Raw genomic sequence first — 26,824 nt, 5'->3', positions numbered from 1 at the left:
ACGATGGACGAATTGCGCCGCAAGGGCCTCGAGAAGATGAACGAGGTGTATTCGTGGGAGATGCCGAACATCGAGGGCGACGGCTTCTTCGACCTCACCGTCGACCATCTCTTCGGCAGCATCTGGACCCGACCCGGTTTGTCGATGCGGGACAAGCGGTTGATGACGCTGGCCGTCGTGACCGCATTGGGCGAACAGGGTCTGGCCGAGATTCAGGTCAACGCCGCGCTGGCCAACGGTGAGCTGACCGAGGAGGAACTCAAGGAGATGGCCATCTTCCTCACCCAGTACGTCGGCTTCCCACGGGGTGCCGGGTTGAACGGAGTGGTGGGAAAGGTCAGCGCGAAGCGAAGGAAGAACGCCGAGACGGGCTCTGGCGAGGACAAGCGCGCCAACGTCAACTCGGCGGTCAAGATGAGCACGGGGAAGACGCTCGATGACGAGTAGGTATGCCGCGCTGTCGCGCGAAGAGCTCGCCACCCTGGTGCCGGAGCTGCTGTTGATCGGCCAGCTGATCGACCGCTCGGGGATGGCGCACTGCATCAGCGCGTGGGGCCGCGACGAGATGTTGCAGATCGCCATCGAGGAGTGGGCGGCGTCCAGTCCGCTGTACACCAGGCGGATGCAAAAGGCGCTCAAGTACGAGGGCACCGATATCTTCACGTTGTTCAAGGGTCTGCAGCTCGACATCGGTGCGCCGCCCCAGTTCATGGACTTCCGCTACACCGTGCACGACCGGTGGCACGGGGAGTTCCACCTCGACCACTGTGGTGCGCTGCTCGACGTGGAGCCGATGGGCGACGACTACGTCCACGGGATGTGCCACGACATCGAGGACCCGACGTTCGACGCCACCGCGCTGGCCACCAACCGCAAGGCCCAGGTGCGCCCGATCCACCGGCCACCCCGGATTCCGTCCGGCCGGACGCCGCACTGCGCGTGGACCGTCATCATCGACGAGTCCTACCCGGAGGTTCCGTTCATTCCGGCGATGGACGTCGTCGCGGCCAGCCACGCGCACTCGTGCGAGCTGGCGGCGATCGACCCGGACGACGAGGGGGCGGCCGACTACTCGGGTGAGCTGCTGGCCGACGTCGACTTCGGGGCGTTCTCGCACTCCGCGCTGGTGCGCATCGCCGACGAGGTCTGCCTGCAGATGCACCTGCTGGTGCTGTCCTTCACCCTGGCGGTCCGTGCCCGAGCGAAGGACGACCAGGCGCTCGAGAGGTCCATCCGCACCAAACAGCTGATCGGGATCGCCGGGGTCGCCGCCGAGCGCATCCACCGGGCACTCGGCTTGTCGCGCGACGTCAGGGGTGCGCTGCGCGTCCTCGAACTGCACCCGCTGCTGAACCCGGCGGCCTACGTGTCGGCCGTCGTCGACCCGGACTTCGTTCACGTCCGCCGCTCGCCCGCCTACGAGGACGGCTCGTGGATCTCGTTGGTGTCGCCGATGGCCGACCTGCCGCTGCAGGCCATCGTGCAGGCCGTCGACCCGCACCTGCGGGCCGAGGTGTCCGGGACCGAGACCGACTGGACCGTGCGCGTGATCGACTCCGACACGCCAGCAAAGGAACTCGGCGAAGTCGCCGTCACCAAGTTCTCCGGCGGCGCGTCCTGGGTGTTCCAGGAGCGAAAGTCGTTGCCGCTGACGGTGGTCTAGCGGTCGCGCACCCCCGGTAGCTCGTCGTACTCCTCGGCGAGGCTGGTCAGCCGTCGCCCGATGACGCCCATCTCGGCGGCGGCCTGCTGGACGGTCTGACCGACGCGGCCGATTCCCTTGGCGGCGATGATCATTCGCATCCACTCGCCGGATTGACCTCGTGGGGTGGCCGCGGCGGCGTCGGTCACCCACGTCCGCAGTCGACCGAGTTCGCGCCGGCCTGCGATCACCACGGCGGCGGATCGGTCCACCTCGGCGGCGAATCGTCGGTCCAGGTCTGCGATGTCGCCCAAGACGGCGGCGTGGCGCGCATTCGCCTCCGAGTAGGAGGCCGACGCGGCACCCGTCCATCCGCACCCGGGGGCCGCCGTCTCGACGGCGGCCTGCATCTCGCGCAGCGCACCGCTCTGGTCGAACTCCGCTCCGGAGGCGGGCACGCCGTCGCCGAAGGTGTCATTCGCCCGGGACCACGTCGAGCGGAACCCGTCCATTGCGCTCACGCCACCGAGTCTAGGACGGGTCGAAGCCCCCACCCGGCGGCAAAATGGCGCTGCCCACCCACCGCCTGAGGTACGCCCGGAGCGCCTCCCCGGTGCGGGGCGGCCGGCCGGGGTCGATGACGAACGACTGGATGATCCGCAGCAGGTGCTCGGCGAGCCCGTCGAGTTCCGCGTCGGAGAAGCCGTGGCCTGCCCAGTCGACGTCGAACCGGCGCAGCATGGCGTTCGCGAATTGCAGTGCGACGTCGGAGGTGACGGATGCGGTGTGTTCGTCGGCGCGACCCGGTGCGATCAGAAGCCCGATGTGCTTGTCCTTCGGCAGCCACTCCAGCGCGGCCGCGATGGCCTCGGTGACGGCGTCGACCGGGTCGGTGAGACCTCGCAGGTGTTCGGCCAGCCGCTCGAGGAAGTCGTCGGCGGCGTGCACGGCGGCGGCCACCAGAAGTGCTTCGGTGCTGGCGAAGTACCGGTACACGGTCTGCCGGGTGACGCCGAGGGTGCGGGCGACGTCGGCGATGCTGACGTCGGCACCGCGCTCGTCGACGGCCTTGCTCGCGGCGTCCAGAATTCGCGCCACGGCCTCGTCGTCGGTCGCGGGCGCCGATCCAGACCAGCCGTGGGTGCGCACGCCGGAAATCGTAACCGGACGCCGCGTCAGCCTCGGTAGGAGACCGACAGCTCCTTGACGCCGTTGATCCAACCCGATCGAAGCCGTTGCGGTTCGGCGACTCTGGCGATGTCGGGGATTTGGTCGGCGAGCTCGTTGAAGATCAGCTTGATCTCCATGCGGGCGAGGTTGGCGCCGATGCAGAAGTGTGCGCCGTTGCCCCCGAAGGCCAAGTGCGGGTTGGGGTTGCGCAGCACGTCGAACTCGAAGGGCCGCTCGAAGACGGACTCGTCGAAGTTGGCGGAGCTGTAGAAGAGACCGGCTCGCTGCCCCTCCTCGATCGTGACGTCACCGAACTCGACGTCGGCCAGGGCCGTGCGCTGGAAGCAGTGCACCGGGGTGGCCCAGCGGACGATCTCGTCCACCGCCGTCGCGGGGCGCTCCTTCTTGAACAGCTCCCACTGGTCTGGGTTGTCGAAGAAGGCGTTCATGCCGTGGGTCATGGCGTTGCGGGTGGTCTCGTTGCCGGCCACGGCCAGCAGGATGACGAAGAACGCGAATTCGACGTCGCCCATCGCCTCGCCGTCGATGTCGGCCTGGATGAGCCGGGTGACGATGTCGTCGGCCGGGCAGCGCCTGCGCTCCTCGGCCATGTTGTAGGCGTAGCCCATGAGTTCGGCGTTGGCCATCGTGGGGTCGGAGTCGAAGTCCGGGTCGTCGGTGTTCATGATGCAGTTGGTCCAGTGGAACAACTTCTCGCGATCGGACTCCGGCACGCCGATCAGGTCGGCGATGGCCAGCAGCGGCAGCCTGGTGGCGATGTCGTCGACGAAGTTGCCGCCGTCCTTCGCCGCGGCCTCGGCCACGATCTCGCGGGCCGCGACGGCGAGCTTCTCCTCGAGTGCGGCCACCGAGCGCGGCGTGAACAGGCGCGAGACGATCTTGCGCAGCCGGGTGTGCTCGGGGGCGTCGTGGTTGATCAGCAGCGCCTTCGTCAGGTCGAGCTGCTCGGCGGTCACGCCGTCGGGCAGACGCATCACCGCGCCCTTGCGGTTGGTCGACCACAGGTCGCCATTGCGCGAGATGGCCTTGATGTCCTCGTGTCGGCTGATCACCCAGTAGCCGCCGTCGTCGAATATCGACTCTCGTTGTTCGTTCCACCAGACGGGGGCGGTCTTGCGCAGTTGCGCGAACTCCGTCACCGGGATCCCCCGGAGCAGGACGTCGGGATCGGTGAAGTCGTACCCGGCTCCGAAGGGGCACCCGTTCTGCATCGTGGTCACGAGATTGACCATACATCTTGGCTCGAAGTGTATGGCCGTGTTTCGAAGGTTTAGGGTTGACGACCGTGCGAGTCCTCGTGGTCGGATCCGGTGCCCGTGAACATGCGCTGCTGCTCGCGCTGCGTCGCGACCCCGAGGTGGAGGCGCTCGCCGTGGCACCCGGGAACGCGGGCACGGCGTCGATCGCCGAGCAATACGACGTCGACGTCACCTCCGGGGACGACGTGGTGAAACTGGCCAAGCGCATCGACGCCGACCTCGTCGTCATCGGGCCCGAGGTGCCGCTGGTCCTCGGCGTCGCCGACGCCGTGCGCGCGGCCGGCATCGCCTGTTTCGGGCCGTCGAAGGACGCCGCCCGCATCGAAGGCGCGAAGTCCTTCGCCAAGGACGTGATGGACGCCGCAGGCGTGCGCACCGCGCGCAGTGAGATCGTGGACAACCCCGCCCGTCTCGACGCCGCGCTGGATCGCTTCGGCCCGCCCGCGGGCGATCACGCCTGGGTGGTCAAGGACGACGGGCTGGCCGCCGGAAAGGGCGTGGTGGTGACGGTCGACCGCCTCGCCGCCCGTGCGCACGCGGCGAGCCTGCTGGATTCCGGGCACCCCGTGCTGCTCGAGTCGTTCCTCGACGGCCCCGAGGTCTCGCTGTTCTGCGTCGTCGACGGCGAGACGGTGGTGCCGCTGCTACCCGCACAGGACTTCAAGCGGGTCGGCGACGGCGACGCCGGACCCAACACCGGCGGCATGGGCGCCTATACGCCGCTGCCCTGGTTGCCGGCCGACGTCCTGGCTGCCATCGTCGACGACGTCGTGAAACCCGTTGCCGCCGAACTGGTCGCGCGCGGATGCCCGTTCTCAGGCCTGCTGTACGCCGGGTTGGCGATCACCTCCCGCGGCCCCGCCGTCGTCGAGTTCAACTGCCGCTTCGGCGATCCCGAGACCCAGGCGGTGCTTGCGCTGTTGGAGAGCCCCCTGGGGCAGCTGCTGCGCGCCGCCGCCGTCGGTGAGCTGGCCGCCCTACCGCCGCTGCAGTGGCGCGACGGGTCCGCGGTGACGGTGGTACTGGCCGCCGAGAACTACCCGGGGCGACCTCGCGTTGGCGACGTCATCACCGGTTCGGACGCGCCGGGCGTGCTGCACGCGGGTACCGCCAGGCGTGAGGACGGCGCCGTCGTGTCCTCGGGCGGCAGGGTCCTGTCCGTCGTCGGCACCGGTGCCGATCTCGCCGCCGCCCGCGACGCGGCCTACGCCGTCATGGCGGGAATTCGCCTGCCCGGCGGCCACTTTCGCACCGACATCGGGTTGGCTGCGGCCGAAGGTCGCGTCGGGCAGTAGCCAGCTAGGCGACGAGAATCGGTGCCATCCAGGCGATTTCGGCGGGCAGCTGTGAACTCCAGAAGGCGCCGTCGTGGCCGCCGGGGGAGAACCCACCCGAGGGCGGGTTGGGTAGCTGCCCGATGAACTGCTTGGTGGCGGCGTAGAACGGATCGCTGTCGCCGCAGTCGACTCTGATCGGAATCGACCCCAGGTTCGGCAGCCCCCACACGCTGTTCGCGGCGAAGTCGGCCTCCCCGTCGAAGGCGCCGGGGGCCGTCGCGCCCGACGACGTCCACAGTGCCGGGCTGACCGCGCAGATCGCCGCCGTCCGGGCCGGACCGAGCCTCGAGCCGAGCAGCAGGGCGCCGTAGCCGCCCATCGACCAGCCGAGGAAGCCGACACGCGAGGTGTCCAGGCCCTGGTCGCCCAGCATGGGAATCAGCTCGTCGAGGACCATCTTGCCGGAGTCCTCGCCGGAGGTCCTTGCATGCCAATAGCTTCCGCCCCCGTCGACGGCGACGACGGCGAACGGCGGAATGCCGGCCGCGACGGCCTGGGCGAGACCCTGCTCGACACCGCCCGCCATCACCCCCGCCGCGTCCTGCCCCTTGCCGTGCAGGGCGATCACCGGACGCAGCGGACCGGTCTGTCCCGGCGGCCGGGCGATCGCCCAATTGGTCGTCACGCCGCCGCGGGCCGCGGACACGAACGACCCGGTGACGTAGGTCGGGGCTGGGGCCGGTGGTTCGAGGGGCACCGGAGGGCGGGGCGGCGCCAGCGGTGCGCCGATCCCGGTCATGGCGACCGGCGGCCGGCTCACCGGGGCCTGGCTCAACGACGAACTGACGGCGTACGCGCCCACGGCACCCGCCGCGGCTCCGACGCCGAGTCGCAGGATGGCGCGACGGCTCAGCTTGGCTGTCATGCGGGCCATCATGCCGTCGACGCCCGCAGCGCCCTCCAAGCGCCGGTGCACCACAGGGCCCAGACCACCAACAGCGGCTGGAAGAGCAGCCGGATGCCGCGGGACAGGTCGGAGTTCAGCCCGAACGCGGCGCTGTGGGTGACGAACTGCGACACGTTTCCGGGAAACACCAGGACGAACAGCGCGGCAACGGCCCAGCCGACCTGGGCGCGTCGTCGTCGCACGAGGAGAACGGCGGCGCCGAGGGCGATCTCCACGACCCCCGAGGCGACGATGACGAAGGTGGCGTCGAGCGGCAGCCACGGCGGCACCTGGGCGTAGAAGGAATCCCGAGCGAAGGTCAGATGGCTGACTCCGGCGAACACCAGGGCGGCCCCCAATGCGAGCCGAGCGAGCACTCGCGGGACAGATGTGGCGGGTGGGTCTGACACGGGTGTGCGCATGGGCCTCGCTTTCCGTTCGCAGCCTTGCAGTCTGCCGAAAGCCCCATACCGTGGGGCCGTTGCTGGCAGCATGCAACACGTGACGGCAGCGGTCACCCCCAAGGGGGAGAGGCGACGGTACGCGCTGGTCAGCGCGGCCGCCGAGCTGTTGTGCGAAGGTGGCTTCGACGCGGTCCGGCATCGTGCCGTCGCCCGCCGGGCGGGCCTGCCGCTGGCCTCCACGACGTACTACTTCTCGTCCCTCGACGACCTCGTCGAGCGCGCCGTCGAGTACGTCGGCATCCGGGAGGCCGAGATCCTGGACACCCGGGTCGCCGCCCTCCCGCGGCGCAAGCGTGGCGCCGAGTCGACGGCCGACGTCCTGGTCGACTTCCTGGTTGGCGACGGACCCGACACCCGGGTCTCCGAACAGTTGATCTCGCGTTACGAGCGCTACATCGCCTGCGCCCGTCAACCCGGGCTGCGCGACGTCCAGCGCCGCATCATGAAGCAGCGGACCGAGGCCGTTGTCGAGGTGGTGGAGCGCTCCGGGCGGTCCGTGCGGGCGGAGTTGATGACGGCCTTGGTGTGCGCGGTCGACGGCGCGGTCGTCGCGTCCCTCGTCGGCGTGGGGGACGGTCCGAGGGCCGCCGCCCGCGCGACGCTCGTCGACGTCATCGACGTGCTCGCGCCCTTCGGCTGAGCACGTTCGGGGCATGTTCCTCACCAACCTGGTCGACGCCGCTCTGGACCGTTCAGTCGTGCTGGGCCATTCCAAGATCGGGTCGGGCGTGCGCAGGCTCTGGTGGCCCGCTGACCCCAGCCCGACGTCGATGGCCGGCAAGCGCGTCGTCGTCACCGGGGCCACGTCCGGTCTCGGCGAGGCGATGGCCGCTTGCGCGTCGAGAGCATGCATCCCGGATGGGCGAGGACTCCCGCTGTCTCCGAAGCCCTTCCGACGTTCGAGAAGCTCACCGGGCCGATCCTTCGCGACGCCGCCGACGGCGGCGACACCGCGGTCTGGCTGGTCGCGACCCGGCCTGCGTCGCACTCGCCGCACTTCTGGCACGACCGGGCGCAACGGCCGACCACGTTCGGGTGGCAACGGCCACAGGACGCCGCCATGGTGGCGAGGTTCCTCGCCGAGGTCTCGGCGATGACGGACACGTCGCGCGAGTGGATGGCAGTGCGTGATTGACCTTTTCCTGCAATGGTTGGACCCTGACTCACAGCGAACCATCAGGGAGGCGTCATGGCGCAGGCCACCGTCGAGGAACAGCCCGGACTGAAACGCGTGATGGGCCCTGGCCTGTTGCTTCTCTTCATCGTCGGAGACATCCTCGGCACCGGTGTCTACGCGCTGACCGGCGACGTGGCGGCCGAGGTGGGTGGTGCCGCGTGGCTGCCGTTCCTGGTGGCGTTCCTCATCGCGATGGTCACCGCGTTCAGCTACCTGGAACTGGTCACCAAGTACCCGCAGGCGGCGGGTGCCGCGCTCTACGCGCACAAGGCGTTCGGCATTCACTTCGTCACGTTCCTGGTCGCGTTCATCGTGATGTGCTCGGGCATAACCTCGGCGGCCACCGCGTCGCGGTTCTTCGCCTCGAACTTCTTCAAGGGCTTCGGATTCGACTGGGGCACGGCCGGAATCGTCGCCGTTGCGGTGCTGTTCATGGTGATGGTCGCCGCGGTCAACCTGCGCGGCGTCGGCGAGAGCGTGAAGCTCAACGTGGTGCTCACCATCGTCGAGATCACCGGCCTGATGCTGGTGATCTTCGTCGGCTTCTGGGCGTTCACCCAGGGTGGTGACGCGGTGGACTTCTCCCGGGTGATCGCCTTCGACACCGCCGAGGACAAGAACGCGTTCCTCGCCGTCACCACTGCCACGTCGCTGGCCTTCTTCGCCATGGTGGGGTTCGAGGACTCGGTGAACATGGCCGAGGAGACCAAGGATCCGGTGAAGATCTTCCCGAAGATGCTGCTCACCGGCCTCGGCATCGCGGGCGTCGTGTACATCGTGGTCGCCGTCGTCGCGGTGGCGCTGGTCCCGATCGGCACGCTCGAGGCCAGCGAGACGCCGCTCGTCGAGGTGGTCAAGGCCGGGGCACCCGGTCTGCCGATCGAGAAGATCCTGCCCTTCATTTCGATGTTCGCCGTGGCGAACACCGCCCTGATCAACATGCTGATGGCGAGTCGGCTGATCTACGGCATGGCCAAGCAACACGTGCTGCCGCCGGTGCTCGGCACGGTCCATCCCTCGCGCCGGACTCCGTGGGTGGCAATCCTGTTCACCACCTCGATCGCGTTCGGACTCATCCTCTACGTCACGGCGTTCGCCAACGACGAGGCGATCTCCACCCTGGGCGGCACCACGTCGCTCCTGCTGCTGGCGGTGTTCGCCGTGGTCAACGTCGCGGTTCTGGTGCTGCGCAAGGACGTTCAAGCGAACGGCCATCACTTCAGGACGCCGACGTGGCTGCCGTGGGTCGGCTTCGTGGCCTCGGCCTATCTGGTGCTGCCGCTGTCGGGCCGGCCCCTGCAGCAATACGTGTTGGCGATCGCGCTGGTGGTCCTCGGCGTCCTGTTGTTCGGGCTCACGGTGGCGATCAACCGCGCCGTCGGCATCACGTCGACGCGGATGGTCGACGTCGAGGACATCGACTCCGGACCCAAGTAGCTAACGGACGCAACGTCTCAGCAGGGGGTTGCGCGGGCTGGCCACCACTTGTCCCGGCTCGGCGCCGGGGATGAACTTGCGCCAGTCGCCGCTGACCATGGTCGGGCTGGGCACGACGCGGGTGCCGTCGGCGAAGTAGGTGTTGGCCAGCACGACGCGGGCCTCGGTGGTGCGGTTGGCCCCCGCGGTGTGGAAGCAATTGGCCCCGTGGAAGCTGACCTCGCCCGCCGCGAACGGCCCATCCTCGACCTGAACCCCGTGTGTGCGAAGGGCTTCCGACACCCCGCGGTCGTAGGACGTGCCGTGCTTGTCGAATTCGAGATCGTCGACCAGCTCTCCGACGTCGGCGCCGCGGGCAAAGGCCAACGGACCCATCTCCCGTGGGGTGGGCTGCAACGGGATCCACGCCGTCAACACCTGGGGGGAGTCGAGCGGGAAGTGGTGCGCGTCGTAGTGCCACGGGGTGCGTCCCGCGCCGGGCTCCTTCGACAGCGCGTTGTCGTGATAGAGCCGAACCCGGTCGGTCCCCAGTAGTGCCGCACTGATGCCGCCGATGCGCGGCGACAGCACCGCGGCGCGTACCAGATCGTCGTCCAGCCACATCATTTCGCGGCTCTGGAAGCCGACTTCTGGATCGACGGCCTCGTCGAGCATGGCGCGCAGCCTCGTCCGCAGACGGCGAACCGTCCCGGGACTGAGCACGCCGGGCAACTTGACGAACGCGTCGGCACGGAACCGCCGGATCTGCTCGTCGGTGATCGGATACGCCACGTCGAGTTCGGCGACGACCTCGTCGTCGGACGGCAGCGGCCCGGGATCGTGCACCGGCGGGTCGACGAGCGGGCCGTCGGGGGCCGGGCCGTCGGCCAGGGACATGTACCAGTCCCACCACTGGTCGTTGCCCCGGTCCCACTCGACGGCGACGTCGGCCGCGGTACCCGCGGCGGTGGCGTCGGACAGGTGCGGGTTGCGAATCATGGCTGCTGCCAAGTGATCAGGTGCGCTTCGTGGGTGAACTCGTAGGCACCGTCGGGTCCTCGGCAGCCGGCGAGGTAGGCGCCGAGTGTCTCGCTGGCCTCCATCTGATCGAGGGTCACCGTGTCGTCGAACGCACAGCGCTGCAGGAAGCCCTCCGCGACGGCACGATCGGACGTCCCGGTGCGGTAGCTCAGCACCCGAACGTCGACCGGTGCGCCCGCGTCACGCAGCGCGGCGGTGACCCCCTCGGCATCGGTGTAAGGGGTGGCGTCGGGCGCGAACGACGCGCGATAGGCGTCGTAGAACGTCAGATAGTGCGAGCGCGACGACGCCTGGGCGACCACCCCGAAACCACCGGGGCGAAGGGACGCGACCATCTTGGCCACGCCCGCGGTCAGCTCGGCGGGTGGCAGCGCGTAGAGCGCGTGGGTGGCCCACGCCACGTCGTACCCCGTGCCGGTGAAGTCCTGGAGCAGGAGCTCGTGCTCGCCGGCCGCCACGAACGGCGGGGCCAGCGCGGCGCGCGCCTCGGCGATGCTGAACGCCGACGGGTCCAGCAGGTCCACCTCGACGACCGGCTCCGTCGACAGCCCCGAGGCGAGCAGCGCCGTGGGGAACTTGCCGCTCCCGCAGGCCACGTCCAGCAGCTTCACCCGCCCGTCGACCGCATGCCCGGCGAGGTCGGCGTTCCAGTCGCGAGCGCCGGAGAGTTGGCGATAGTCCTCCGTAGCGAGGGCGTAGAACGCCTGCATCTCCGCCCGCCCGGCCTCGCTCCAGTGGTCGAGGCTGCGCTGGGCGGTGTCGGGTTTCGTCATCGGTCAAGCCAACCACGGATCCCGACGACCGATTCTTACGCAACGGTGTCGGCGTCGACGATCGAGCCGTCCTGGCCGCTCTTCGAGGGACACTGGCAGCAAATGACATTGATCGGGCTGCCCGTGCCCCTGGCGGGCTTACGGGAACGAGTCCTGGAACAGCCGGCTCTCCCGGCGCTGACGAGGGAGCGGTACGCCCGCACCCACGCCCGCTACGAGGCGGCCAGCGATCAGCGCCGCCGCCTGCAGGAGTGGTTGGTGGGCGAGTTGCCCCCGCTGCTCGTCGACTGCGAACCGGTGCGCGTCGTCGGGGTCGGGGTGGGCGACGGCAGCGTCGACGCGCCCCTGGCCGCCGCGCTGGCGACCGGCGGGCGCCGGGTGCGGTACACGGGCGTCGAACCGCATGCGGCGTCAGCTGCCGGATTCGCCGAGCGGATGAATTCGCTTGGCCTCCAGCGACTCGTCCCGACCGTCGTGATCGGTGACTTCGCCGACCACGACGCCGGCCATCCCGCAGATCTGGTGCACTTCGTGCATTCGCTCTACTACGTCGCGAACCTGTCCGCGGCGCTCGACCACGGGCTGAGCCTGCTCAGGTCGGGCGGGCTGTTGCTGGCCGCCGTCGCGCCGTTGGAACCGTTGTGCGTCCTCACCGAGATGCTGTGTCCGTGGGCCGGGCGGACGCCATGGTTCGCCGAGGACGTGCACGCCGATCTCGAACGGCGCGGCCTGTCCGTCGCCACCGAGACGATCGTCGGACGCCTTGACGTCCGGGACGCCCTGAGCGATCCGCTGGGGCGCGGCGAGGACGTCCTCGACTTCCTGATCGGGGCCCGCTCGCGCGCGCTGACACCGTCGGCGCGCGAACGGTTGCTCGACTACCTACGCGACGTCTCCCTGCCCGGTCATCCGGGCGTGGTGCCCCACCCGGTAGACGTGATCATGGCTCGCAAGCCCTGAATCATCCCGCGGCCGAGAGCTTTTCGAGACGCGCCTGCAGCTGGGCGACGCGGTGGGCGTTGCCCGTCAGGCCCACGTAGCGGTCGCCGTAACGAGCCAGCAGCGCGTCGTCGAGGCGGCGTACCGCACCCGCCGGGTAGCGGTAGTCCATCTTGGCGTTGACCGCGTCGGTGTCCAGACCGGCGAGCAGCTCGTCGAGTTCGTCGAGCGAGTCGACGCCCAATTCCAGCAGCAGCCCGGAGATCCAGGCGTAGTGCTCGGTGCGCGACCAGCCGGCGTCGGGGAAGCGGTTGCCCAGATAGGTGGCCAACACGGGGGTTCCGATGCGCGGGTCGTCGGATTGCTCGGAACGCGCCGCGGGCGGAGAACTCTTCAGGCGCTCGCGAATGGCGGAGAACTCCCGGTCGGCCAACTCGAGCAGACCCGCCGCGAGGGTGAACCGGCGATCCAGATCCGGGGCGTCCTCCTCGGGAATGGAGCCCTTGTAGCGGATGTCGTGCTCGAACTCCGCCCACGCGTGCTGAAGAACCGTCCGCACCTGAATCGACGCGGGCTGCTGCTCGCCCTCGACGGCCACCAGCAGATGTCTGCTGGCGTAACCCCAACGGCCCTCACGGGCGGTCTCCTGGCCCATGTCGCGATCGTCGAGCAGCTGCATCTCCTCGGACAGCAGGTTGGCCACGGTGGTGACGTCGTCGCGCAGGAACGTGATGATCCGCAGACCGATCTGATCGGTGAGCTCGGAGAGTGGATCGGTGTAGAGGCGACGGCCGTCGACGCTGCGGTCGGCCTTCTCCGCGAAGGACGCCACGCTCTTGGTTCGCGCCGTCACATCGAGGTAGTTGATGCCGGCGTCGTCGAGCAACGTCGTCACGAGATGGAGGTAGCGCTCGGTCGCGCCGATCAGCGCGGGCCGCCTGGCGGCGAACTCCGCGATGGCGTCGCGCACCGCACCGGGCGTCGGCTCCTGCGGCGCGGGGAACAGGTCCGGCGGGAGGGTCGGGGTGATGGTGGCGCCCGTCTCGGCGTCGCCGTAGACCGTGACGTCGCCCGGCCTGCGGGTGGCGAACAGGGCGACGTAGGCACACACCACCGCGTCGACGGGGTCTTCGGCGCGGCGCAGCTCGCTCTTGCGCTCGGCCGTCTCCACGGCGTGCCGAAGGGCGATCCAGCCGTCGTGGTCGGCGACCCGCAGCGGGGGCGTGGCCTGGGCGAGCGTCTCGATCAGGTCCAGCAGTCGCAGCAACTCGGAGCGGAGCTGGGCGACGCTGCGACCGGGCTTCGACTTGTACTTCAGCGTCCGGCCGAGCCGGAACAGTGCCACGGTCGCAGGGTGCGGGTAGACCTCGATGGCCCGCCGCGGCGCCGTGGAATTCGGATCGATGTCGAGGTCCAGCTCGGCGGCGAGCCGGGCCGCCCGCGGGGTGCCGGCGAACTCGGGCTTGCCGGTGTTGGTGGGGTGCGCGCCAGCCTCGAACTTCGCGAAGTCGCGGTTGAGGGCCGCCTCGCTGGGCCGCTGACCGGTCGGGTTGGTCACCACGAGCGGCGCGTCGAAGGCCACCAGGCAGTCGTCCTGGACGTAGGGCCCGATCGCCGCCCGGATGCTGGCGTCGTCCTGCGCAACGCCGACGTAGACCAACCGGCCGCCGTCGTCGACGACCGCGACGCCCGTTGGCTTGCGCTCACCCCACGCCAGGTCCACGCCGACGAAGTACATCGGTCTAGCTTGCCTCAGCCGGGTCGTAAGCTGTGTATCCGTGACGATTCCGAATGTCCTGGCCAATCGGTACGCCAGCGCGGAGATGGTGGCGATCTGGTCGCCAGAAGCCAAGATCGTCGCGGAGCGGCGGCTGTGGATCGCCGTCCTCCGCGCCCAGGCTGAGCTGGGCGTCTCGGTGCCCGACGGCGTCGTCGACGACTACGAGCGAGTTCTGGAGCAGGTCGACCTGGCCTCGATCAACGAACGCGAGCGCGTCACCCGCCACGACGTCAAGGCGCGCATCGAGGAATTCAACGCCCTCGCCGGCCACGAGCACGTGCACAAGGGCATGACCAGTCGCGATCTCACCGAGAACGTCGAGCAGCTGCAGATCCGCCGCTCACTGCAGCTCGTCCACGCCCACGGTGTCGCGGTGGTCGCGCGGCTGGCCGAGCGCGCGGACCTCTATCGCGACTTGGTGATGGCGGGCCGCTCGCACAACGTCGCGGCGCAGGCGACGACGCTGGGCAAGCGGTTCGCCTCGGCGGCCGAGGAGACGTTGATCGCGCTGACCCGGCTGACGGAGCTGATCGACCGCTACCCGCTGCGGGGGATCAAGGGACCGATGGGCACTGCGCAGGACATGCTCGACCTGTTCGACGGCGACACCGCACGGCTGGACGCCCTCGAGCGGCGGGTGGCCGAATTCCTGGGATTCGCCGACGTTTTGACCAGTGTTGGACAGATCTACCCGCGTTCGCTGGACCACGACGTGCTCTCGGCGCTGGTGCAGCTCGGGGCCGGGCCGTCGTCGCTGGCCCACACCATCCGGCTGATGGCGGGCAACGAACTCGTCACCGAGGGGTTCGCGCCGGGGCAGGTTGGCTCGTCGGCGATGCCGCACAAGATGAACAGCCGGTCCTGTGAACGGGTGAACGGCCTGCAGGTGGTGTTGCGCGGGTACGGGTCGATGGCCGCCGAACTGGCCGGCGCGCAGTGGAACGAGGGTGACGTCTTCTGCTCGGTGGTGCGCCGGGTCGCCCTTCCCGATGCGTTCTTCGCCCTCGACGGCCAGATCGAGACCTTCCTGACCGTGCTCGACGAATTCGGCGCCTACCCGGCCGTCATCCAGCGCGAGCTGGACCGCTACCTGCCGTTCCTGGCCACCACCCGCATCCTGATCGCCGCCGTCCGCGCAGGCGTCGGACGCGAGACGGCTCACGAGGTCATCAAGGAGCACGCGGTCGCCGTCGCGCTGGCGATGCGCGAACGTGGCTTGGAGCCAGACCTTCTCGACCGGTTGGCTGCCGATCCTCGACTGCCACTGGACCGCGCGGCACTGGATGCGGCGCTGGCCGACAAGGAGGCGTTCACCGGTGCGGCAGGCGCGCAGGTGGACGCGGTGGTCGCGGCCGTCGAGGAGCTGGTGGGCCGATACCCTGAGGCGGCCGCCTACACCTCGGGCGCCATCCTGTGAGCTTGGCGGCGGTGGACTTCACCGACCTGGACAACTTCGCGGCGGGATTTCCGCACGAATTGTTCGCGGTGCACCGCCGCGAAGCTCCCGTCTACTGGCACGAGCCCACCGAACACACCCCCGACGGCGAGGGCTTCTGGTCCGTCGCGACGTACGCGGAAAGCCTTGCCGTGCTGCGTGATCCGGCGACGTTCTCGTCGGTGACGGGCGGTGAGCGGCCGTACGGCGGGACGCTGCTTGGGGACCTGTCGATCGCCGGCCAGGTGCTCAACATGATGGACGACCCGCGGCACGCGCAGATCCGACGGCTGGTGAGCTCCGGCCTGACCCCACGGATGATCGGGCGCGTGGAGGACGACCTGCGGTCGCGGGCGCGGCGGTTGCTGGACGGTCTCAAGCCGGGTCGGCCCGTCGACTTCCTGGTCGACGTGGCCGCCGAACTGCCGATGCAGATGATCTGCATTCTGCTGGGAGTGCCGGAGTCCGAACGCCATTGGCTGTTCCACGCCATCGAGCCACAGTTCGACCTCGGTCGCACGGCGAGCGCCGAGGACGGGGCGCGGATGTACGCCTACGGTGCGGAGTTGGTGGCCGCCAAGCGGGCCGCCCCGACTGACGACATGCTCTCGATCGTGGCCAACGACGAGGCCTGCGCGCTCGGCGAACTCGAGCTCTACCTGTTCTTCAGCCTGCTGTTCAGCGCCGGTGCGGAGACCACGCGCAACGCGATTGCCGGTGGACTGCTGGCCTTGATCACCAATCCGGACCAGATGCGGTTGCTGCGTTCGTCGCCGGGTCTGCTGCCCACGGCCGTCGAGGAGATGGTGCGGTGGACCTCGCCGTCGCCGTCGAAGCGCCGGACGGCCACGTGCGACGTGCTGCTCGGCGGGTGTCAGGTCCAGGCCGGGCAGAAGGTGCAGATCTGGGAGGGCTCGGCGAACCGTGACGACCTGGTCTTCGCCGACCCGGACGTCTTCGACGTCACGCGAAAGCCCAATCCGCACTTGGGCTTTGGGCAGGGCGTGCACTACTGCCTCGGTGCGAACCTGGCCCGTCTGGAGTTGCGGGTGCTGTTCGAGGAGCTGTTGGCCCGCTTCGCGTCGGCGGAGTTGGCGGGGCCCGTCGAGTGGACACGGAGCAGTCGGCACACGGGCATCCGTCACCTCCCCGTGCGATTTGCGGTCGCAAAGGAGCGGTGACCGCTCCTCAACCACCGCAAATCGCACGGCGGATCTCCGCGATCACTCGCTCTGGATACTCGACGAGGTCCAACCAAGTGAACCTCAGTATCTGGTAGCCCGCCAGGGCGATGGCGTTCTGCCTGCTCCGGTCGCGTTGAAACGTCTCGGCGTCGCTGTGAAAGGCAAAGCCGTCGATTTCGATGACCACCCTCGCGTCCCTAAAGAGGACGTCGACCTCATAACCAGCTACCTGACGGTTGACTCTCCATCCGGTGATCCCCGAGGTCCGGAGAAGTCGCACGAGCACGCGCTCAGCCTCCGACCGGGCGCCGTCATCTGCTGCCTGCAGGAGTCGACGTGCGGCTGGCGAACCATGCCTGCCCTTGTTGCGAAGGTGAGCCGACCACAGTGCGGGCAGCTGTGTATGTCGTTGGAGTGCTCGATCGAGCAGTTTCGCTCCGCCGCCGCGGCGGGTTGCGGCCTCCACGACGGTCAGAGGCAAAGCGGTCACGCGTAGACCATCGCGCTCGACGACGTCCATCTGCGCGAGGTCGCGCCGGCGTATACGAACGCCGTCACGATCGACACGATGTGCAGCTCTGGGCACAGTCACTTCCACCACGTCGGGTGCAAACTGCGTGACGCAATGCCACCACGCCGCCGCAAGCCCACTTGCGGCTGCGTCGGCGCCGTGCCCCCAGACTGCGGCCCGAACACGTGCTGCGTCACTGAACGCCCGGTCGTCCACGAAGAAGACCCCGGGTGAGCACCTACGCCATCGACCGGACCGCACTCGGCGATTGACTGCATGGCGGCTCAGTCCGGCGGCGCTGGCTTGGGCGAGCGTCACGACGCCATCGTGCCGACGGAGGAGGTCATCTATCACGCCATCTTGGACGGCGGCGGCTAGCGCCGGGTTCCACTTGCGACTTGCGTGCTTTTGAGAGCGGTCAGCGCAACAAATCGCACACAAATCGCGGGGGGAAGTTACTTGCGGCGGATGCCCGAGGACCGCAGCTCGAGGTTCGCCAACCCGCGAATGGCAATCGCGTCGTCACGACGCCAGGCGCCGACGGGGTCGATGCTGACCGCCGCCAGCTTGGCCAGCGGGCGATTGGCCAATGCGCGCAGCGCCAGCAACTGCTCACCCGCGGGGGTCGCCGCCAGCGTGAGCGCCGTCCACTTGCGTCGGAAGAACCGGATGCGCAACACCAGCCACGGCAGCCCGACGAACAGGATCGGAGGTGCGGCGACCGCCAGACCCAACACCACTGCCAGCCACGTCGCGGTGCTGTCGAGGCTGTGGCCCGCGCCGGCGATGTCCAGTGCCGCTCGGCTGGCGGCGCGTAGCGGCTTGCTCAGCGCTTCGCCGATCAGGGGGACGTCGTCGGTGCTGTCGCCCGCGGAGTTCAGATTGTCCGAGACCCCGGTGGCGCCGTCGTTGAGCTGGCGGCCCACCGCGGCGATCGAACTCACCGCGGAGTGCACCGCCAGTCCGACGAGCACCCACACGATGGTCCACACGACGACGACGGCGTCGCTGGTCAACTGGGCGAGCAGCCGGCCGGGGGTGGTGGCGTACGGCACGTAGCGAGAGCTCATGGATGTGATCCCAGCACAGATGGCCCGATAGTCTTGGCCGATGCGCCCAGCTCTGACCGACTACCAACATCTGGCCAGCGGCAAGGTTCGCGAGTTGTATCGCGTCGACGCCGACCACCTGCTGTTCGTCGCCAGCGACCGCATCTCCGCCTACGACTTCATCCTCGACAGCGAGATCCCCGACAAGGGCCGCATCCTCACGGCGATGAGCGTGTTCTTCTTCGACCTGCTGGATACGCCCAATCACCTGGCGGGACCGCCCGACGACGAGCGGATTCCGGCCGAGGTCCTCGGCCGCGCGCTGGTGGTGAAGCAGTTGGACATGATGCCGGTCGAGTGCGTCGCCCGTGGCTACCTCACCGGGTCCGGCATCGTCGACTACCGCGCCACCGGCCGGGTGTGTGGCATCGAGCTCCCCGCAGGTCTGACCGAGGCGAGCAAGTTCGCCGAGCCGCTGTTCACCCCCGCCACCAAGGCCGAGCTGGGCAGCCACGACGAGAACGTCAGCTTCGAGGCGATCGTCGAGACGGTCGGCGCCGATCGGGCCGCCCAATTGCGCGACCTGACGCTGGACGTCTACCGCACTGCTGCCGACCACGCCCTGGGCAAGGGCATCATCATCGCCGACACCAAGTTCGAGTTCGGAGTCGACGAGAACGGCCAGATGGTGCTGGCGGACGAGGTGTTCACCCCCGACTCGTCACGCTACTGGCGAGCCGACGCCTACCAGGAGGGCGTCGTGCAGGCCAGCTTCGACAAGCAGTTCGTCCGCAACTGGCTGACCGGCCCCGACTCGGGTTGGGACCGCAGCGGCGACGTGCCACCTCCGGCGCTGCCGCCCGACATCGTCGATGCCACCAGAGGGCGTTACATCGAAGCGTACGAACGTATTTCCGGGTTGAAGTTCGCAGACTGGATCGGAGCCAAATGACCGGCACCCCGCCGATTGCCAAGCGCGTCGAGCACCGCCGCGAGCATCACGGCGACGTCTTCGTCGACCACTACGAGTGGCTGCGGGACAAGTCCGACCCCGAGGTGATCGCCTACCTGGAGGCCGAGAACGCCTACGCCGACGAGCAGTCCGAGTACTTGGAGCCGTTGCGGCAGAAGATCTTCGACGAGATCAAGGCCCGGACCAAGGAGACCGACCTGTCGGTGCCCACCCGCCGCGGCGAGTGGTGGTACTACGGGCGCAGCGTCGAGGGCAAGCAGTACGGCATCCATTGTCGTTGCCCAGTCGCCGATCTCACGGACTGGACACCACCGCAGCTCGACGAGAACGAGCCCGTCCCAGGGGAGCAGGTGCTCCTCGACGAGAACGTCGAAGCCGAAGGCCACGACTTCTTCTCGCTCGGGGCGGCGTCGATCAGCGTCGACGGTCACACGCTTGCCTTCTCGGTCGACGTCGTGGGTGACGAGCGATACACCCTGCGCTTCAAGGACCTACGCACCGGCGAGCTGTACGACGACGTGATCGAGGGGATCGGCGCGGGAGCGACGTGGGCGGCGGACAACCACACCGTCTACTACTCGACCGTCGACGACGCGTGGCGCCCGGACACCGTGTGGCGTCACCGCCTCGGCGCCGGTCTGCCGGCCACCAAGGTCTTCCACGAGCCCGACGAGCGGTTCTGGGTCGCGGTGGGTCGCAGTCGCAGCGACAAGTACGTGTTCATCGCCGCAGGCAGCTCCGTGACCTCCGAGGTGTTCTACGGCGACGCCGCCGACGGGGAAGCCGAATTCGTCTCGATCCTGCCGCGCCGTGACGGCGTCGAGTACTCGGTCGAGCACGCCGTCGTCGGTGGCGAGGACCGCTTCCTGATCCTGCACAACGACGGTGCCGAGAACTTCATGTTGGTGGAGGCACCGGTCGACGATCCGTCGGCGTTTCGCACGCTCGTCGCACACCGCGCCGACGTCCGCCTCGACGCCGTCGACGCGTTCGACCGGCACCTGGTCGTCAGCTACCGAAGTGACGCGCTACCGCGTATTCAGTTGTGGCGCATCGCCGAAGACGGCACGTACGGAGCGCCCGAGGAGATCACCTTCGAGACGGAGCTGACGTCGTCGGGCCTGTCGGGCAATCCGAACTGGTCGGCGCCGGTGCTCCGGGTGGGGACCACCTCGTTCATCGTTCCGGTGCGCGTATACGACGTCGACCTGGCGACCGGTGAACGGACTCTGCTGCGCGAACAGACGGTCCTCGGCGACTATCGGCCCGAGGAGTACGTCGAACGGCGGGACTGGGCGCTCGCGCCCGACGGGACGCGGATTCCGCTGTCGGTCATTCACCGTGTTGGCCTGACGTTTCCGGCCCCGACGCTGCTCTACGGCTACGGCGCCTACGAGTCCTGCGAGGACCCGCGGTTCTCCATCGCACGCCTGTCCTTGCTCGACCGGGGCGTGGTGTTCGCGATCGCCCACGTCCGGGGTGGCGGCGAGATGGGCCGGCCGTGGTACGAGCACGGCAAGATGCTCGAGAAGAAGAACACCTTCGTCGACTTCGTAGCCGCGGGAGCACATTTGGTGGGCACCGACGTCACCCGGCCCGAGAATCTCGTGGCAATGGGCGGCAGCGCCGGCGGCCTGCTGATGGGTGCGGTGGCGAACATGGCGCCGGAGCTGTTCGCGGGCATCCTCGCGCAGGTGCCGTTCGTCGACGCGCTCACCACGATCCTCGACCCGTCACTGCCGCTGACGGTGACCGAGTGGGACGAATGGGGCAACCCGCTGGCCAGCGAGGAGGTCTACCGCTACATGAAGTCCTACTCGCCGTACGAGAACGTGGAGGCGAAGGACTATCCGGCAATTCTCGCCATGACGTCGCTCAACGACACCAGGGTGTACTACGTCGAGCCGGCGAAATGGGTTGCGGCGCTGCGCCACAGCAAGACCGACGCGCATCCGGTGCTGTTGAAGACCGAGATGAGCGCCGGTCACGGCGGCATCAGCGGACGCTACGAACGCTGGAAGGAAGCGGCGTTCATGTACGCCTGGGTGCTGGCGACCGCCGACCGGGACCGCTATGGCGCCGAGGCGGTAGCGTCACGGCCATGAGCCTCGCCGACATTTCACTGACCACCCTCGACGGCACGCCGACGTCACTGGCCGAGTTCGCCGACGGTCCGGTGCTCGTCGTGAACGTGGCCTCCAAGTGCGGTCTGACGCCGCAATACACCGCGTTGGAACGGCTGGCCGAGGACTACGGCGATCGCGGGCTGACCGTGCTCGGGGTGCCGTGCAACCAGTTCATGGGCCAGGAACCGGGCACCGCGGAGGAGATCCAGAACTTCTGCTCCACCACCTACGGCGTGACGTTCCCACTGCTGGCGAAGGTCGACGTCAACGGCGCCGACCGCCACCCGCTCTACGCAGAGTTGACCAAGGCCTCCGACGCCGACGGTGAAGCCGGGGACGTGCAGTGGAACTTCGAGAAGTTCCTGCTGGCACCCGGCGGCGAGGTGGTCAACCGGTTCCGGCCGCGGACCGAACCCGACGCCCCCGAAGTGGTCAGCGCCATCGAGGCCCTGCTGCCGCGGTAGCCCCAAGACGTCAACTCCCACGCACGTGCACGACACCTTCTGCACACCTGACGTTGCGATACTGCCAGACGTGGCTGGGGAACTGATCGTCTCGATCTCCGGGATTACCGACCGTACGTTGGCAGACGCCGACGCCTTCCGCGGCGAACTCACCGCGCGCAACGTGCCCGCCTCCCTCCTGGTGGCACCACGTCAGAAGAGCGGCTATCGGCTCGACCGGGATGCGCACACCGTCGAGTGGCTGACCCGGCGCCGGGCCGAGGGCGACGCGCTCGTCCTGCACGGCTACGACGAGGCCGCCACCAAGAAGCGCCGCGGCGAGTTCGCGACCCTGCAGGCCCACGAAGCAAATCTGCGGTTGACGGGCGCCGACCGCGTGCTCGAGCACCTCGGACTCCGGACCAGATTGTTCGCCGCACCGGGGTGGACGGTCTCGCCGGGCACGCTGACCGCACTGCCGCGCAATGGTTTCCGGCTGGTCGCCGAGCTGGGCGGGATCACCGATCTGGTGCGGGGGACGACGACGAGAACCAGGGTCGTCGGCATCGGCGAGGGCTTCCTCACCGAGACGTGGTGGTGCCGCACGCTGGTGCTCTCGGCCGAACGCACCGCGCGCCGCGAGGGCACCGTGCGCCTGGCCGTCGCCGCCGGGCAGCTGCGCCGACCGGGTTCACGTCAGGCGATGTTGGACGCCGTCGACCTCGCGCTGCTGCACCGCTGCACCCCCGCGGTCTACCGCTGGGCGCCAAAGCCGGCGTTGACGGACGTTCCGGACGCCGCCTGAGCATCTGCGGCTAACGTGGACTCATGGCCGATGTTGACGTCATCGTGGTCGGAGCCGGGCTCGCCGGTCTGGTCGCCGCCTGCGAGGTGCTGGACAAGGGCCGCTCGGTCCTGATCGTCGACCAGGAGAACGCCGCCAACCTGGGCGGGCAGGCCTTCTGGTCCTTCGGCGGGCTCTTCTACGTGAACAGCCCCGAACAACGGCGACTGGGCATCCGCGACAGTCACGAGTTGGCGTTGCAGGACTGGCTGGGGACCGCCGGATTCGACCGACCCGAAGACCACTGGCCGCGGCAGTGGGCACACGCCTACGTGGACTTCGCGGCGGGGGAGAAGCACAGCTGGTTGCGCGAGCGCGGCCTGAAGACCTTCGCACTCGTCGGCTGGGCCGAGCGCGGTGGCTATGACGCTCGCGGACACGGCAACTCGGTGCCTCGCTTCCACATCGCGTGGGGCACCGGTCCGGCGATCGTCGAGGTCTTCGCCCGCCGGTTGCTCGCGGCGGGTGCCAAGGTGCGCTTCGCCTACCGTCATCGCGTCGACGACCTGATCGTCGACGCCGGCGCCGTCACCGGGGTGCGCGGGGCGGTGCTGGAACCGTCGACCGCGGCCCGCGGTGTCGCCTCGTCACGAAACGTCGTCGGCGAGTTCGAATTCCGGGCACCGGCCGTCATCGTCGCCAGCGGGGGGATTGGCGGCAATCACGACCTGGTCCGCGAGAATTGGCCAGCCCGGATGGGCCGCGTCCCCAGTCAACTCCTCAGCGGCGTCCCCGCGCACGTCGACGGCAGGATGCTGGGCATCACCGAGTCCGCCGGTGGCCATCTGATCAACCGTGACCGGATGTGGCACTACACCGAGGGCGTCACCAACTACGACCCGGTGTGGGCCCGGCACGGCATTCGCATCCTCCCGGGGCCGTCGTCGATCTGGCTCGACGCGACGGGCCGACGATTGCCGGCGCCGCTGTACCCGGGATTCGACACCCTCGGCACGCTCGAGTACATCGCGAAGACCGGGCACGACTACACGTGGTTCGTGCTCAACGCGCGCATCATCGAGAAGGAGTTCGGGCTGTCGGGCCAAGAACAGAACCCCGATCTGACCGGGCGCAGCATTCGGCAGGTGCTCGCCCGAATCAGGCCCGGTGCGCCCGCCCCCGTGCAACGGTTCGTCGACCGCGGCGTCGACTTCGTCTCCGCGACGACGCTGCGGGACCTCGTCGCGATGATGAACGACGTCCCCGACGTCGAACGCCTCGAGTACGACGTCGTCGAGGCGGAGGTGACTGCTCGCGATCGCGAAGTGGCCAACCGGTACACGAAGGACAGCCAGGTGACCGCCATCCGCGGCGCCCGCAACTACCTGCCCGACCGCGTGAGCCGCGTCGTGGCGCCCCACCGGATCACCGATCCGAAGGCCGGCCCCATGATCGCGGTCAAGCTGCACATCCTGACGCGAAAGTCGTTGGGAGGACTGGAGACCGACCTGGACTCTCGAGTGCTCAAGGCCGACGGCACGGCATTCGACGGTCTGTACGCCGCGGGGGAAGCCGCCGGCTTCGGCGGCGGCGGAGTGCACGGCTACCGATCGCTGGAGGGCACCTTCCTCGGCGGCTGCGTCTTCTCCGGCCGCGCGGCGGGTCGCGCGGCAGTCCGCGACGTCGGCTGACGTTGAAATCTGGCTGAGCGAAAGTCGGCCCGCCCGCCCCGCACTCAGTCCTGAGGGAAGCGTCCCTGCAGAGCGTCGAGCAGTCGCCGTACCTCGTCGATCCGCTCCCGAAGCTGCACGACGGTGTTCGACATGGCTACCGGATCGTCCGGACTGTCCTCGCGTCGGCGCCTGCTGCGCCGCTCGGCCGCGGCGACGAGATCCTCCAGTTCGTCGAGTTCGTCGAGCAACAGCTCCGTGAACAGGCGCGATTGTGCGACGTCGGCGGGGTAGGTGGGCCGCGTACCGCTGTATGAAGCGGTGTTCGGGACGCGGGCGGTCGAGGCGGTGCCGCCGTGCAGCGAATAGTAACCGGGATGCACCGCCTGCAGCGGGCTGGCCTCGCGCCGGGCGGAGGTGGCGCGAGGTGATCGGGACGGCATGCCGGATTATTGGTCGCTACGGCCGATCACAGCGACCGCTCAGGTGCTGGGCAGGTCGATCGTCGTGGTGACCGAGACCATCTGCGGGGTGCTCGGCGCCGAGGAGAAACCGAAGCGGACGGGCGGGTCCAGGGGTGCCAGCCCGTCGAGGTCCATGTCGCGGAAGGCGCCCTCGACGGCCGAAATCAGTCTGCTCCGGCGCACCCCGTAGAACTCGCGGCGACCGTTGCCTGCACTTCCGGCGGTACGCACCCCCGGAATCAGCCGTGCCGCAACGGGATCGACGGTCCGCAGCCACAGAGGTGCCGTTGCGAGCCGGCCCGGCACCATGCGCAGCAACCCGTCGAAGCGCGCGGGACCGCCCAGCCGACCGTCGACCACGAGCCCTGGCGCGACGACCGAGAAGCCGTCCGTGGTGTGCTCCACGTGGACCGGACCGATCTCGATCGAGTCGAATTCATAGGTGGCGGAAACGAACTGGGCGACCTCCTCGGATGGCGCCAGCAGGACGCGATGCCCGTCGGCGGTCTCCACCATGACGTCGGCGAAGCGACCGAAGGGGGACTCCAGCCATGACCCGACGACCATCCGGACGCCCGCCCCCGTGCCGATCCCGGCGATGTGGCCGGTGAAGGTCAGCCGTTCTGCTCGCCCCACCTAGATCTCCGTGCCGTTCTCCTCTTCCAGGACCTGGAAGTCGGTGTCGGTCATCTCCGACAGACGGCCGTAGTAGACGCCGCGGGCCTCCTTGGCGACGACGCCCTGGTGGATCGGCACGGCGCGCGTCGGTGCCACCGCCCGCAGGTAGTCCACCGCCTCGGAGATCTTCATCCACGGTGCCGCGGCGGGGGTGGCCAGCACCTCGACCGGCTCGCCGGGCGCGTACAGCGCGTCACCGGGGTGCATCAGCCGGGCGGGATGGCCCTCGTCACCAACCAGGTAGGAGACGTTGTCGATCACCGGGATCTCGGGGTGGATCACCGCGTGGGTGCCACCCACCCCGCGGACCGCGAGGTGACCGACGGTGAAGGCGTCGCCGACGTTGACGGCCTGCCAGGCGCCGCCGAGCTGGGCCGCGGTCATGGGGTCGGCGTACAGCGCGGCCTGCGGGTTGGCGTCGATCAGTGCAGGTAGACGCTCCACATCGACGTGGTCGGGGTGCTGGTGGGTGACGAGGATGGCCGACAGCCCGGTGACGCCCTCGAAGCCGTGGGAGAAGTTGCCCGGGTCGAACAGCACGGTCGTTTCGGAGTCGCCCTCCCGAAAGCTCGCGAGCAGGCAGGAGTGGCCGAAGTGAGTCAGTTGCATGGCTCCATTGTGGCCCGGCACGTCCCGGTAGAGTGAGCGCCGAGCAATCAACTTCTCAGAACAGGAGCCGCGCGTGGCCCGCGTCGTAGTGCACGTGATGCCCAAAACGGTGATCCTCGACCCCCAGGGGCAGGCGATCGTCGGCGCACTAGGCCGCCTCGGCGTGTCAGGCGTCTCAGATGTCCGCCAGGGCAAGCGATTCGAGTTGGAGGTCGACGACAGCGTCAGTGACGAGACGCTCGACGAGATCGCCGAGTCGCTGCTCGCCAACACCGTGATCGAGGACTGGACCGTCACCCGGGAAGAAGGATGACCGCCAGGGTGGGAGTCGTCACGTTCCCGGGAACGCTCGACGACGTCGACGCGGCCCGCGCCGTCCGGCTGGCCGGTGCGGAGTCGGTCAACCTGTGGCACGCCGACGCCGATCTCAAGGGCGTGGACGCGGTCGTGGTGCCCGGCGGCTTTTCCTACGGTGACTACCTGCGCTGCGGCGCCATCGCCAAGTTCGCGCCCGTGATGGGTGCGGTCGTCGAGGCGGCCGGTCGGGGCATGCCGGTCCTGGGCATCTGCAACGGCTTTCAGGTGCTGTGCGAAGCGGGACTGCTCCCGGGTGCGCTGACCCGCAACGCCGGCCTGCACTTCGTGTGTCGTGACGTGTGGCTGGAGGTGGCGTCGAGCTCGTCGGCGTGGACCACCCGCTACGAGAAAGGCGCCGACCTGTTGGTGCCGCTGAAGTCCGGCGAGGGCCGCTTCGTGGCGTCGGAGGACGTGCTCGACGAGTTGGAGGGCGAGGATCGCGTCGTCTTCCGCTACCGGGAGAACCTCAACGGGTCACTGCGCAACATCGCCGGCATCAGCTCGGCCAACGGCCGGGTCGTGGGTCTCATGCCGCACCCCGAGCACGCCACCGAGGCGCTGACCGGCCCGTCCGACGACGGGCTGGGGCTGTTCTACTCCGCACTGGATGCGGTGCTCGCGGCGTAATTTGCCGAT

29 protein-coding genes are annotated in these 26,824 nt (G+C 68.9%); 16 read left to right on the top strand and 13 right to left on the bottom strand.

From position 1 onward, the window contains the following. The first annotated feature begins 3 nt into the window (after window positions 1-3). Both H7J06_RS18125 and H7J06_RS18120 read left to right on the top strand, forming a co-directional pair. Window positions 4-447, top strand: coding sequence for a carboxymuconolactone decarboxylase family protein (locus tag H7J06_RS18125; protein ID WP_264040400.1), 444 nt, complete (start codon window positions 4-6; stop codon window positions 445-447). Next, a complete protein-coding gene (locus H7J06_RS18120) occupies window positions 437-1,663 on the top strand; it encodes a hypothetical protein (RefSeq protein ID WP_264040399.1) in 1,227 nt (408 codons plus the stop codon). The genes H7J06_RS18125 and H7J06_RS18120 overlap by 11 nt, the downstream gene beginning before the upstream one ends. On the opposite strand, the gene H7J06_RS18115 is transcribed toward H7J06_RS18120, so the two are convergent. The 3 genes from H7J06_RS18115 to H7J06_RS18105 are packed head-to-tail and all read right to left on the bottom strand — an operon-like array spanning window position 1,660 to window position 4,044. Then, on the bottom strand, window positions 1,660-2,154 hold the full coding sequence (locus H7J06_RS18115) for an EspA/EspE family type VII secretion system effector (protein WP_264040442.1): 495 nt from the start codon (window positions 2,152-2,154) through the stop codon (window positions 1,660-1,662). The genes H7J06_RS18120 and H7J06_RS18115 overlap by 4 nt on opposite strands. A 19-nt stretch (window positions 2,155-2,173) precedes the next feature. After that, window positions 2,174-2,791, bottom strand: coding sequence for a TetR/AcrR family transcriptional regulator (locus tag H7J06_RS18110; RefSeq protein WP_264040398.1), 618 nt, complete (start codon window positions 2,789-2,791; stop codon window positions 2,174-2,176). Window positions 2,792-2,817: 26 nt separating this feature from the next. Further along, entirely contained in the window at window positions 2,818-4,044 is a 1,227-nt protein-coding gene (locus H7J06_RS18105; protein ID WP_264040441.1) for a cytochrome P450, read from the bottom strand. 74 nt (window positions 4,045-4,118) lie between these two features. Between H7J06_RS18105 and purD the strand changes: the two genes are divergently transcribed. Beyond that, window positions 4,119-5,387 (top strand): phosphoribosylamine--glycine ligase, encoded by a 1,269-nt coding sequence (purD, locus tag H7J06_RS18100; protein ID WP_264040439.1) that lies wholly within the window; start codon window positions 4,119-4,121, stop codon window positions 5,385-5,387. Window positions 5,388-5,391: 4 nt separating this feature from the next. Here purD and H7J06_RS18095 read toward each other — a convergent pair whose 3' ends face one another. After that, a complete protein-coding gene (locus H7J06_RS18095; RefSeq protein ID WP_264040438.1) occupies window positions 5,392-6,306 on the bottom strand; it encodes an alpha/beta hydrolase in 915 nt (304 codons plus the stop codon). Then, window positions 6,303-6,737, bottom strand: a complete 435-nt coding sequence (locus H7J06_RS18090) for a DoxX family protein (RefSeq protein WP_264040397.1) — start codon at window positions 6,735-6,737, stop codon at window positions 6,303-6,305. The genes H7J06_RS18095 and H7J06_RS18090 overlap by 4 nt, the downstream gene beginning before the upstream one ends. Before the next feature lie 70 nt (window positions 6,738-6,807). On the opposite strand from H7J06_RS18090, the gene H7J06_RS18085 reads away from it, so the two are divergent. The 3 genes from H7J06_RS18085 to H7J06_RS18075 all read left to right on the top strand — a co-directional run bounded on the left by H7J06_RS18085 (window position 6,808) and on the right by H7J06_RS18075 (window position 9,393). Then, the gene (locus H7J06_RS18085) at window positions 6,808-7,419 is read left to right on the top strand and encodes a TetR/AcrR family transcriptional regulator (RefSeq protein ID WP_264040395.1); all 612 of its coding nucleotides are present in this window, start codon (window positions 6,808-6,810) and stop codon (window positions 7,417-7,419) included. A gap of 192 nt (window positions 7,420-7,611) precedes the next feature. After that, the gene (locus H7J06_RS18080) at window positions 7,612-7,914 is read left to right on the top strand and encodes a Rossmann-fold NAD(P)-binding domain-containing protein (protein ID WP_264040394.1); all 303 of its coding nucleotides are present in this window, start codon (window positions 7,612-7,614) and stop codon (window positions 7,912-7,914) included. A 54-nt stretch (window positions 7,915-7,968) separates the two neighbouring features. Then, on the top strand, window positions 7,969-9,393 hold the full coding sequence (locus H7J06_RS18075; RefSeq protein ID WP_264040393.1) for an APC family permease: 1,425 nt from the start codon (window positions 7,969-7,971) through the stop codon (window positions 9,391-9,393). Here H7J06_RS18075 and H7J06_RS18070 read toward each other — a convergent pair whose 3' ends face one another. After that, entirely contained in the window at window positions 9,394-10,371 is a 978-nt protein-coding gene (locus H7J06_RS18070; protein WP_264040392.1) for a phytanoyl-CoA dioxygenase family protein, read from the bottom strand. Further along, a complete protein-coding gene (locus H7J06_RS18065) occupies window positions 10,368-11,186 on the bottom strand; it encodes a class I SAM-dependent methyltransferase (protein ID WP_264040391.1) in 819 nt (272 codons plus the stop codon). Before H7J06_RS18065 ends, H7J06_RS18070 begins: the two co-directional genes overlap by 4 nt. Before the next feature lie 102 nt (window positions 11,187-11,288). Here H7J06_RS18065 and H7J06_RS18060 point away from each other — a divergent pair, with 102 nt between their 5' ends. Further along, on the top strand, window positions 11,289-12,146 hold the full coding sequence (locus tag H7J06_RS18060) for a methyltransferase (protein ID WP_264040390.1): 858 nt from the start codon (window positions 11,289-11,291) through the stop codon (window positions 12,144-12,146). A 1-nt stretch (window position 12,147) separates the two neighbouring features. Here the strand turns inward: H7J06_RS18060 and relZ are convergent, their stop codons facing one another. Next, the gene (gene relZ, locus H7J06_RS18055; RefSeq protein WP_264040389.1) at window positions 12,148-13,863 is read right to left on the bottom strand and encodes a bifunctional ribonuclease/(p)ppGpp synthase; all 1,716 of its coding nucleotides are present in this window, start codon (window positions 13,861-13,863) and stop codon (window positions 12,148-12,150) included. A gap of 40 nt (window positions 13,864-13,903) precedes the next feature. Between relZ and purB the strand changes: the two genes are divergently transcribed. Both purB and H7J06_RS18045 read left to right on the top strand, forming a co-directional pair. Beyond that, window positions 13,904-15,322 carry an adenylosuccinate lyase gene (gene purB / locus H7J06_RS18050; protein ID WP_264040388.1) on the top strand — a complete coding sequence of 473 codons (1,419 nt, stop codon included), beginning with the start codon at window positions 13,904-13,906 and terminating at the stop codon, window positions 15,320-15,322. Beyond that, on the top strand, window positions 15,319-16,521 hold the full coding sequence (locus H7J06_RS18045) for a cytochrome P450 (RefSeq protein ID WP_264040386.1): 1,203 nt from the start codon (window positions 15,319-15,321) through the stop codon (window positions 16,519-16,521). Before purB ends, H7J06_RS18045 begins: the two co-directional genes overlap by 4 nt. A 7-nt stretch (window positions 16,522-16,528) precedes the next feature. Here H7J06_RS18045 and H7J06_RS18040 read toward each other — a convergent pair whose 3' ends face one another. Next, window positions 16,529-17,353 (bottom strand): endonuclease domain-containing protein, encoded by an 825-nt coding sequence (locus H7J06_RS18040; protein ID WP_264040385.1) that lies wholly within the window; start codon window positions 17,351-17,353, stop codon window positions 16,529-16,531. A gap of 137 nt (window positions 17,354-17,490) precedes the next feature. Next, the gene (locus tag H7J06_RS18035; protein ID WP_264040384.1) at window positions 17,491-18,105 is read right to left on the bottom strand and encodes a hypothetical protein; all 615 of its coding nucleotides are present in this window, start codon (window positions 18,103-18,105) and stop codon (window positions 17,491-17,493) included. A gap of 40 nt (window positions 18,106-18,145) precedes the next feature. Here H7J06_RS18035 and H7J06_RS18030 point away from each other — a divergent pair, with 40 nt between their 5' ends. From H7J06_RS18030 to H7J06_RS18010, 5 genes are all read left to right on the top strand, one after another. Next, window positions 18,146-19,036, top strand: coding sequence for a phosphoribosylaminoimidazolesuccinocarboxamide synthase (locus tag H7J06_RS18030; RefSeq protein ID WP_264040383.1), 891 nt, complete (start codon window positions 18,146-18,148; stop codon window positions 19,034-19,036). After that, on the top strand, window positions 19,033-21,162 hold the full coding sequence (locus H7J06_RS18025) for a S9 family peptidase (RefSeq protein WP_264040382.1): 2,130 nt from the start codon (window positions 19,033-19,035) through the stop codon (window positions 21,160-21,162). The genes H7J06_RS18030 and H7J06_RS18025 overlap by 4 nt, the downstream gene beginning before the upstream one ends. Further along, the gene (locus H7J06_RS18020) at window positions 21,159-21,647 is read left to right on the top strand and encodes a glutathione peroxidase (protein ID WP_264040380.1); all 489 of its coding nucleotides are present in this window, start codon (window positions 21,159-21,161) and stop codon (window positions 21,645-21,647) included. The genes H7J06_RS18025 and H7J06_RS18020 overlap by 4 nt, the downstream gene beginning before the upstream one ends. 70 nt (window positions 21,648-21,717) lie before the next feature. After that, window positions 21,718-22,431, top strand: a complete 714-nt coding sequence (locus tag H7J06_RS18015; protein ID WP_308205804.1) for a DUF2334 domain-containing protein — start codon at window positions 21,718-21,720, stop codon at window positions 22,429-22,431. A gap of 23 nt (window positions 22,432-22,454) precedes the next feature. Next, window positions 22,455-24,101, top strand: a complete 1,647-nt coding sequence (locus H7J06_RS18010; protein ID WP_275079571.1) for an FAD-binding dehydrogenase — start codon at window positions 22,455-22,457, stop codon at window positions 24,099-24,101. Between the two features lie 44 nt (window positions 24,102-24,145). Here H7J06_RS18010 and H7J06_RS18005 read toward each other — a convergent pair whose 3' ends face one another. Genes H7J06_RS18005 through H7J06_RS17995 form a run of 3 tightly spaced genes read right to left on the bottom strand, consistent with a single transcriptional unit; the run spans window position 24,146 to window position 25,831 of the window. Then, window positions 24,146-24,523 (bottom strand): hypothetical protein, encoded by a 378-nt coding sequence (locus H7J06_RS18005; RefSeq protein ID WP_264040377.1) that lies wholly within the window; start codon window positions 24,521-24,523, stop codon window positions 24,146-24,148. A gap of 39 nt (window positions 24,524-24,562) precedes the next feature. Then, the gene (locus tag H7J06_RS18000) at window positions 24,563-25,180 is read right to left on the bottom strand and encodes a hypothetical protein (protein WP_264040376.1); all 618 of its coding nucleotides are present in this window, start codon (window positions 25,178-25,180) and stop codon (window positions 24,563-24,565) included. Further along, window positions 25,181-25,831, bottom strand: a complete 651-nt coding sequence (locus H7J06_RS17995) for an MBL fold metallo-hydrolase (protein WP_264040375.1) — start codon at window positions 25,829-25,831, stop codon at window positions 25,181-25,183. Between the two features lie 73 nt (window positions 25,832-25,904). Between H7J06_RS17995 and purS the strand changes: the two genes are divergently transcribed. Together purS and purQ are read left to right on the top strand one after the other, a co-directional pair. Continuing rightward, window positions 25,905-26,144 carry a phosphoribosylformylglycinamidine synthase subunit PurS gene (gene purS / locus H7J06_RS17990; RefSeq protein ID WP_264040374.1) on the top strand — a complete coding sequence of 80 codons (240 nt, stop codon included), beginning with the start codon at window positions 25,905-25,907 and terminating at the stop codon, window positions 26,142-26,144. After that, complete coding sequence (purQ, locus tag H7J06_RS17985) at window positions 26,141-26,815, top strand: phosphoribosylformylglycinamidine synthase subunit PurQ (protein ID WP_264040373.1); 675 nt, start codon at window positions 26,141-26,143, stop codon at window positions 26,813-26,815. Before purS ends, purQ begins: the two co-directional genes overlap by 4 nt. The last annotated feature ends 9 nt before the right edge of the window (window positions 26,816-26,824 follow it).

The sequence above is a fragment of the Mycolicibacterium hodleri genome (assembly GCF_025822245.1).
Taxonomy (GTDB): Bacteria; Actinomycetota; Actinomycetes; order Mycobacteriales; family Mycobacteriaceae; genus Mycobacterium; species Mycobacterium hodleri.
Note: the sequence above shows the minus strand (reverse complement) of the source record. Positions and strands in the feature narration are given on the sequence as shown.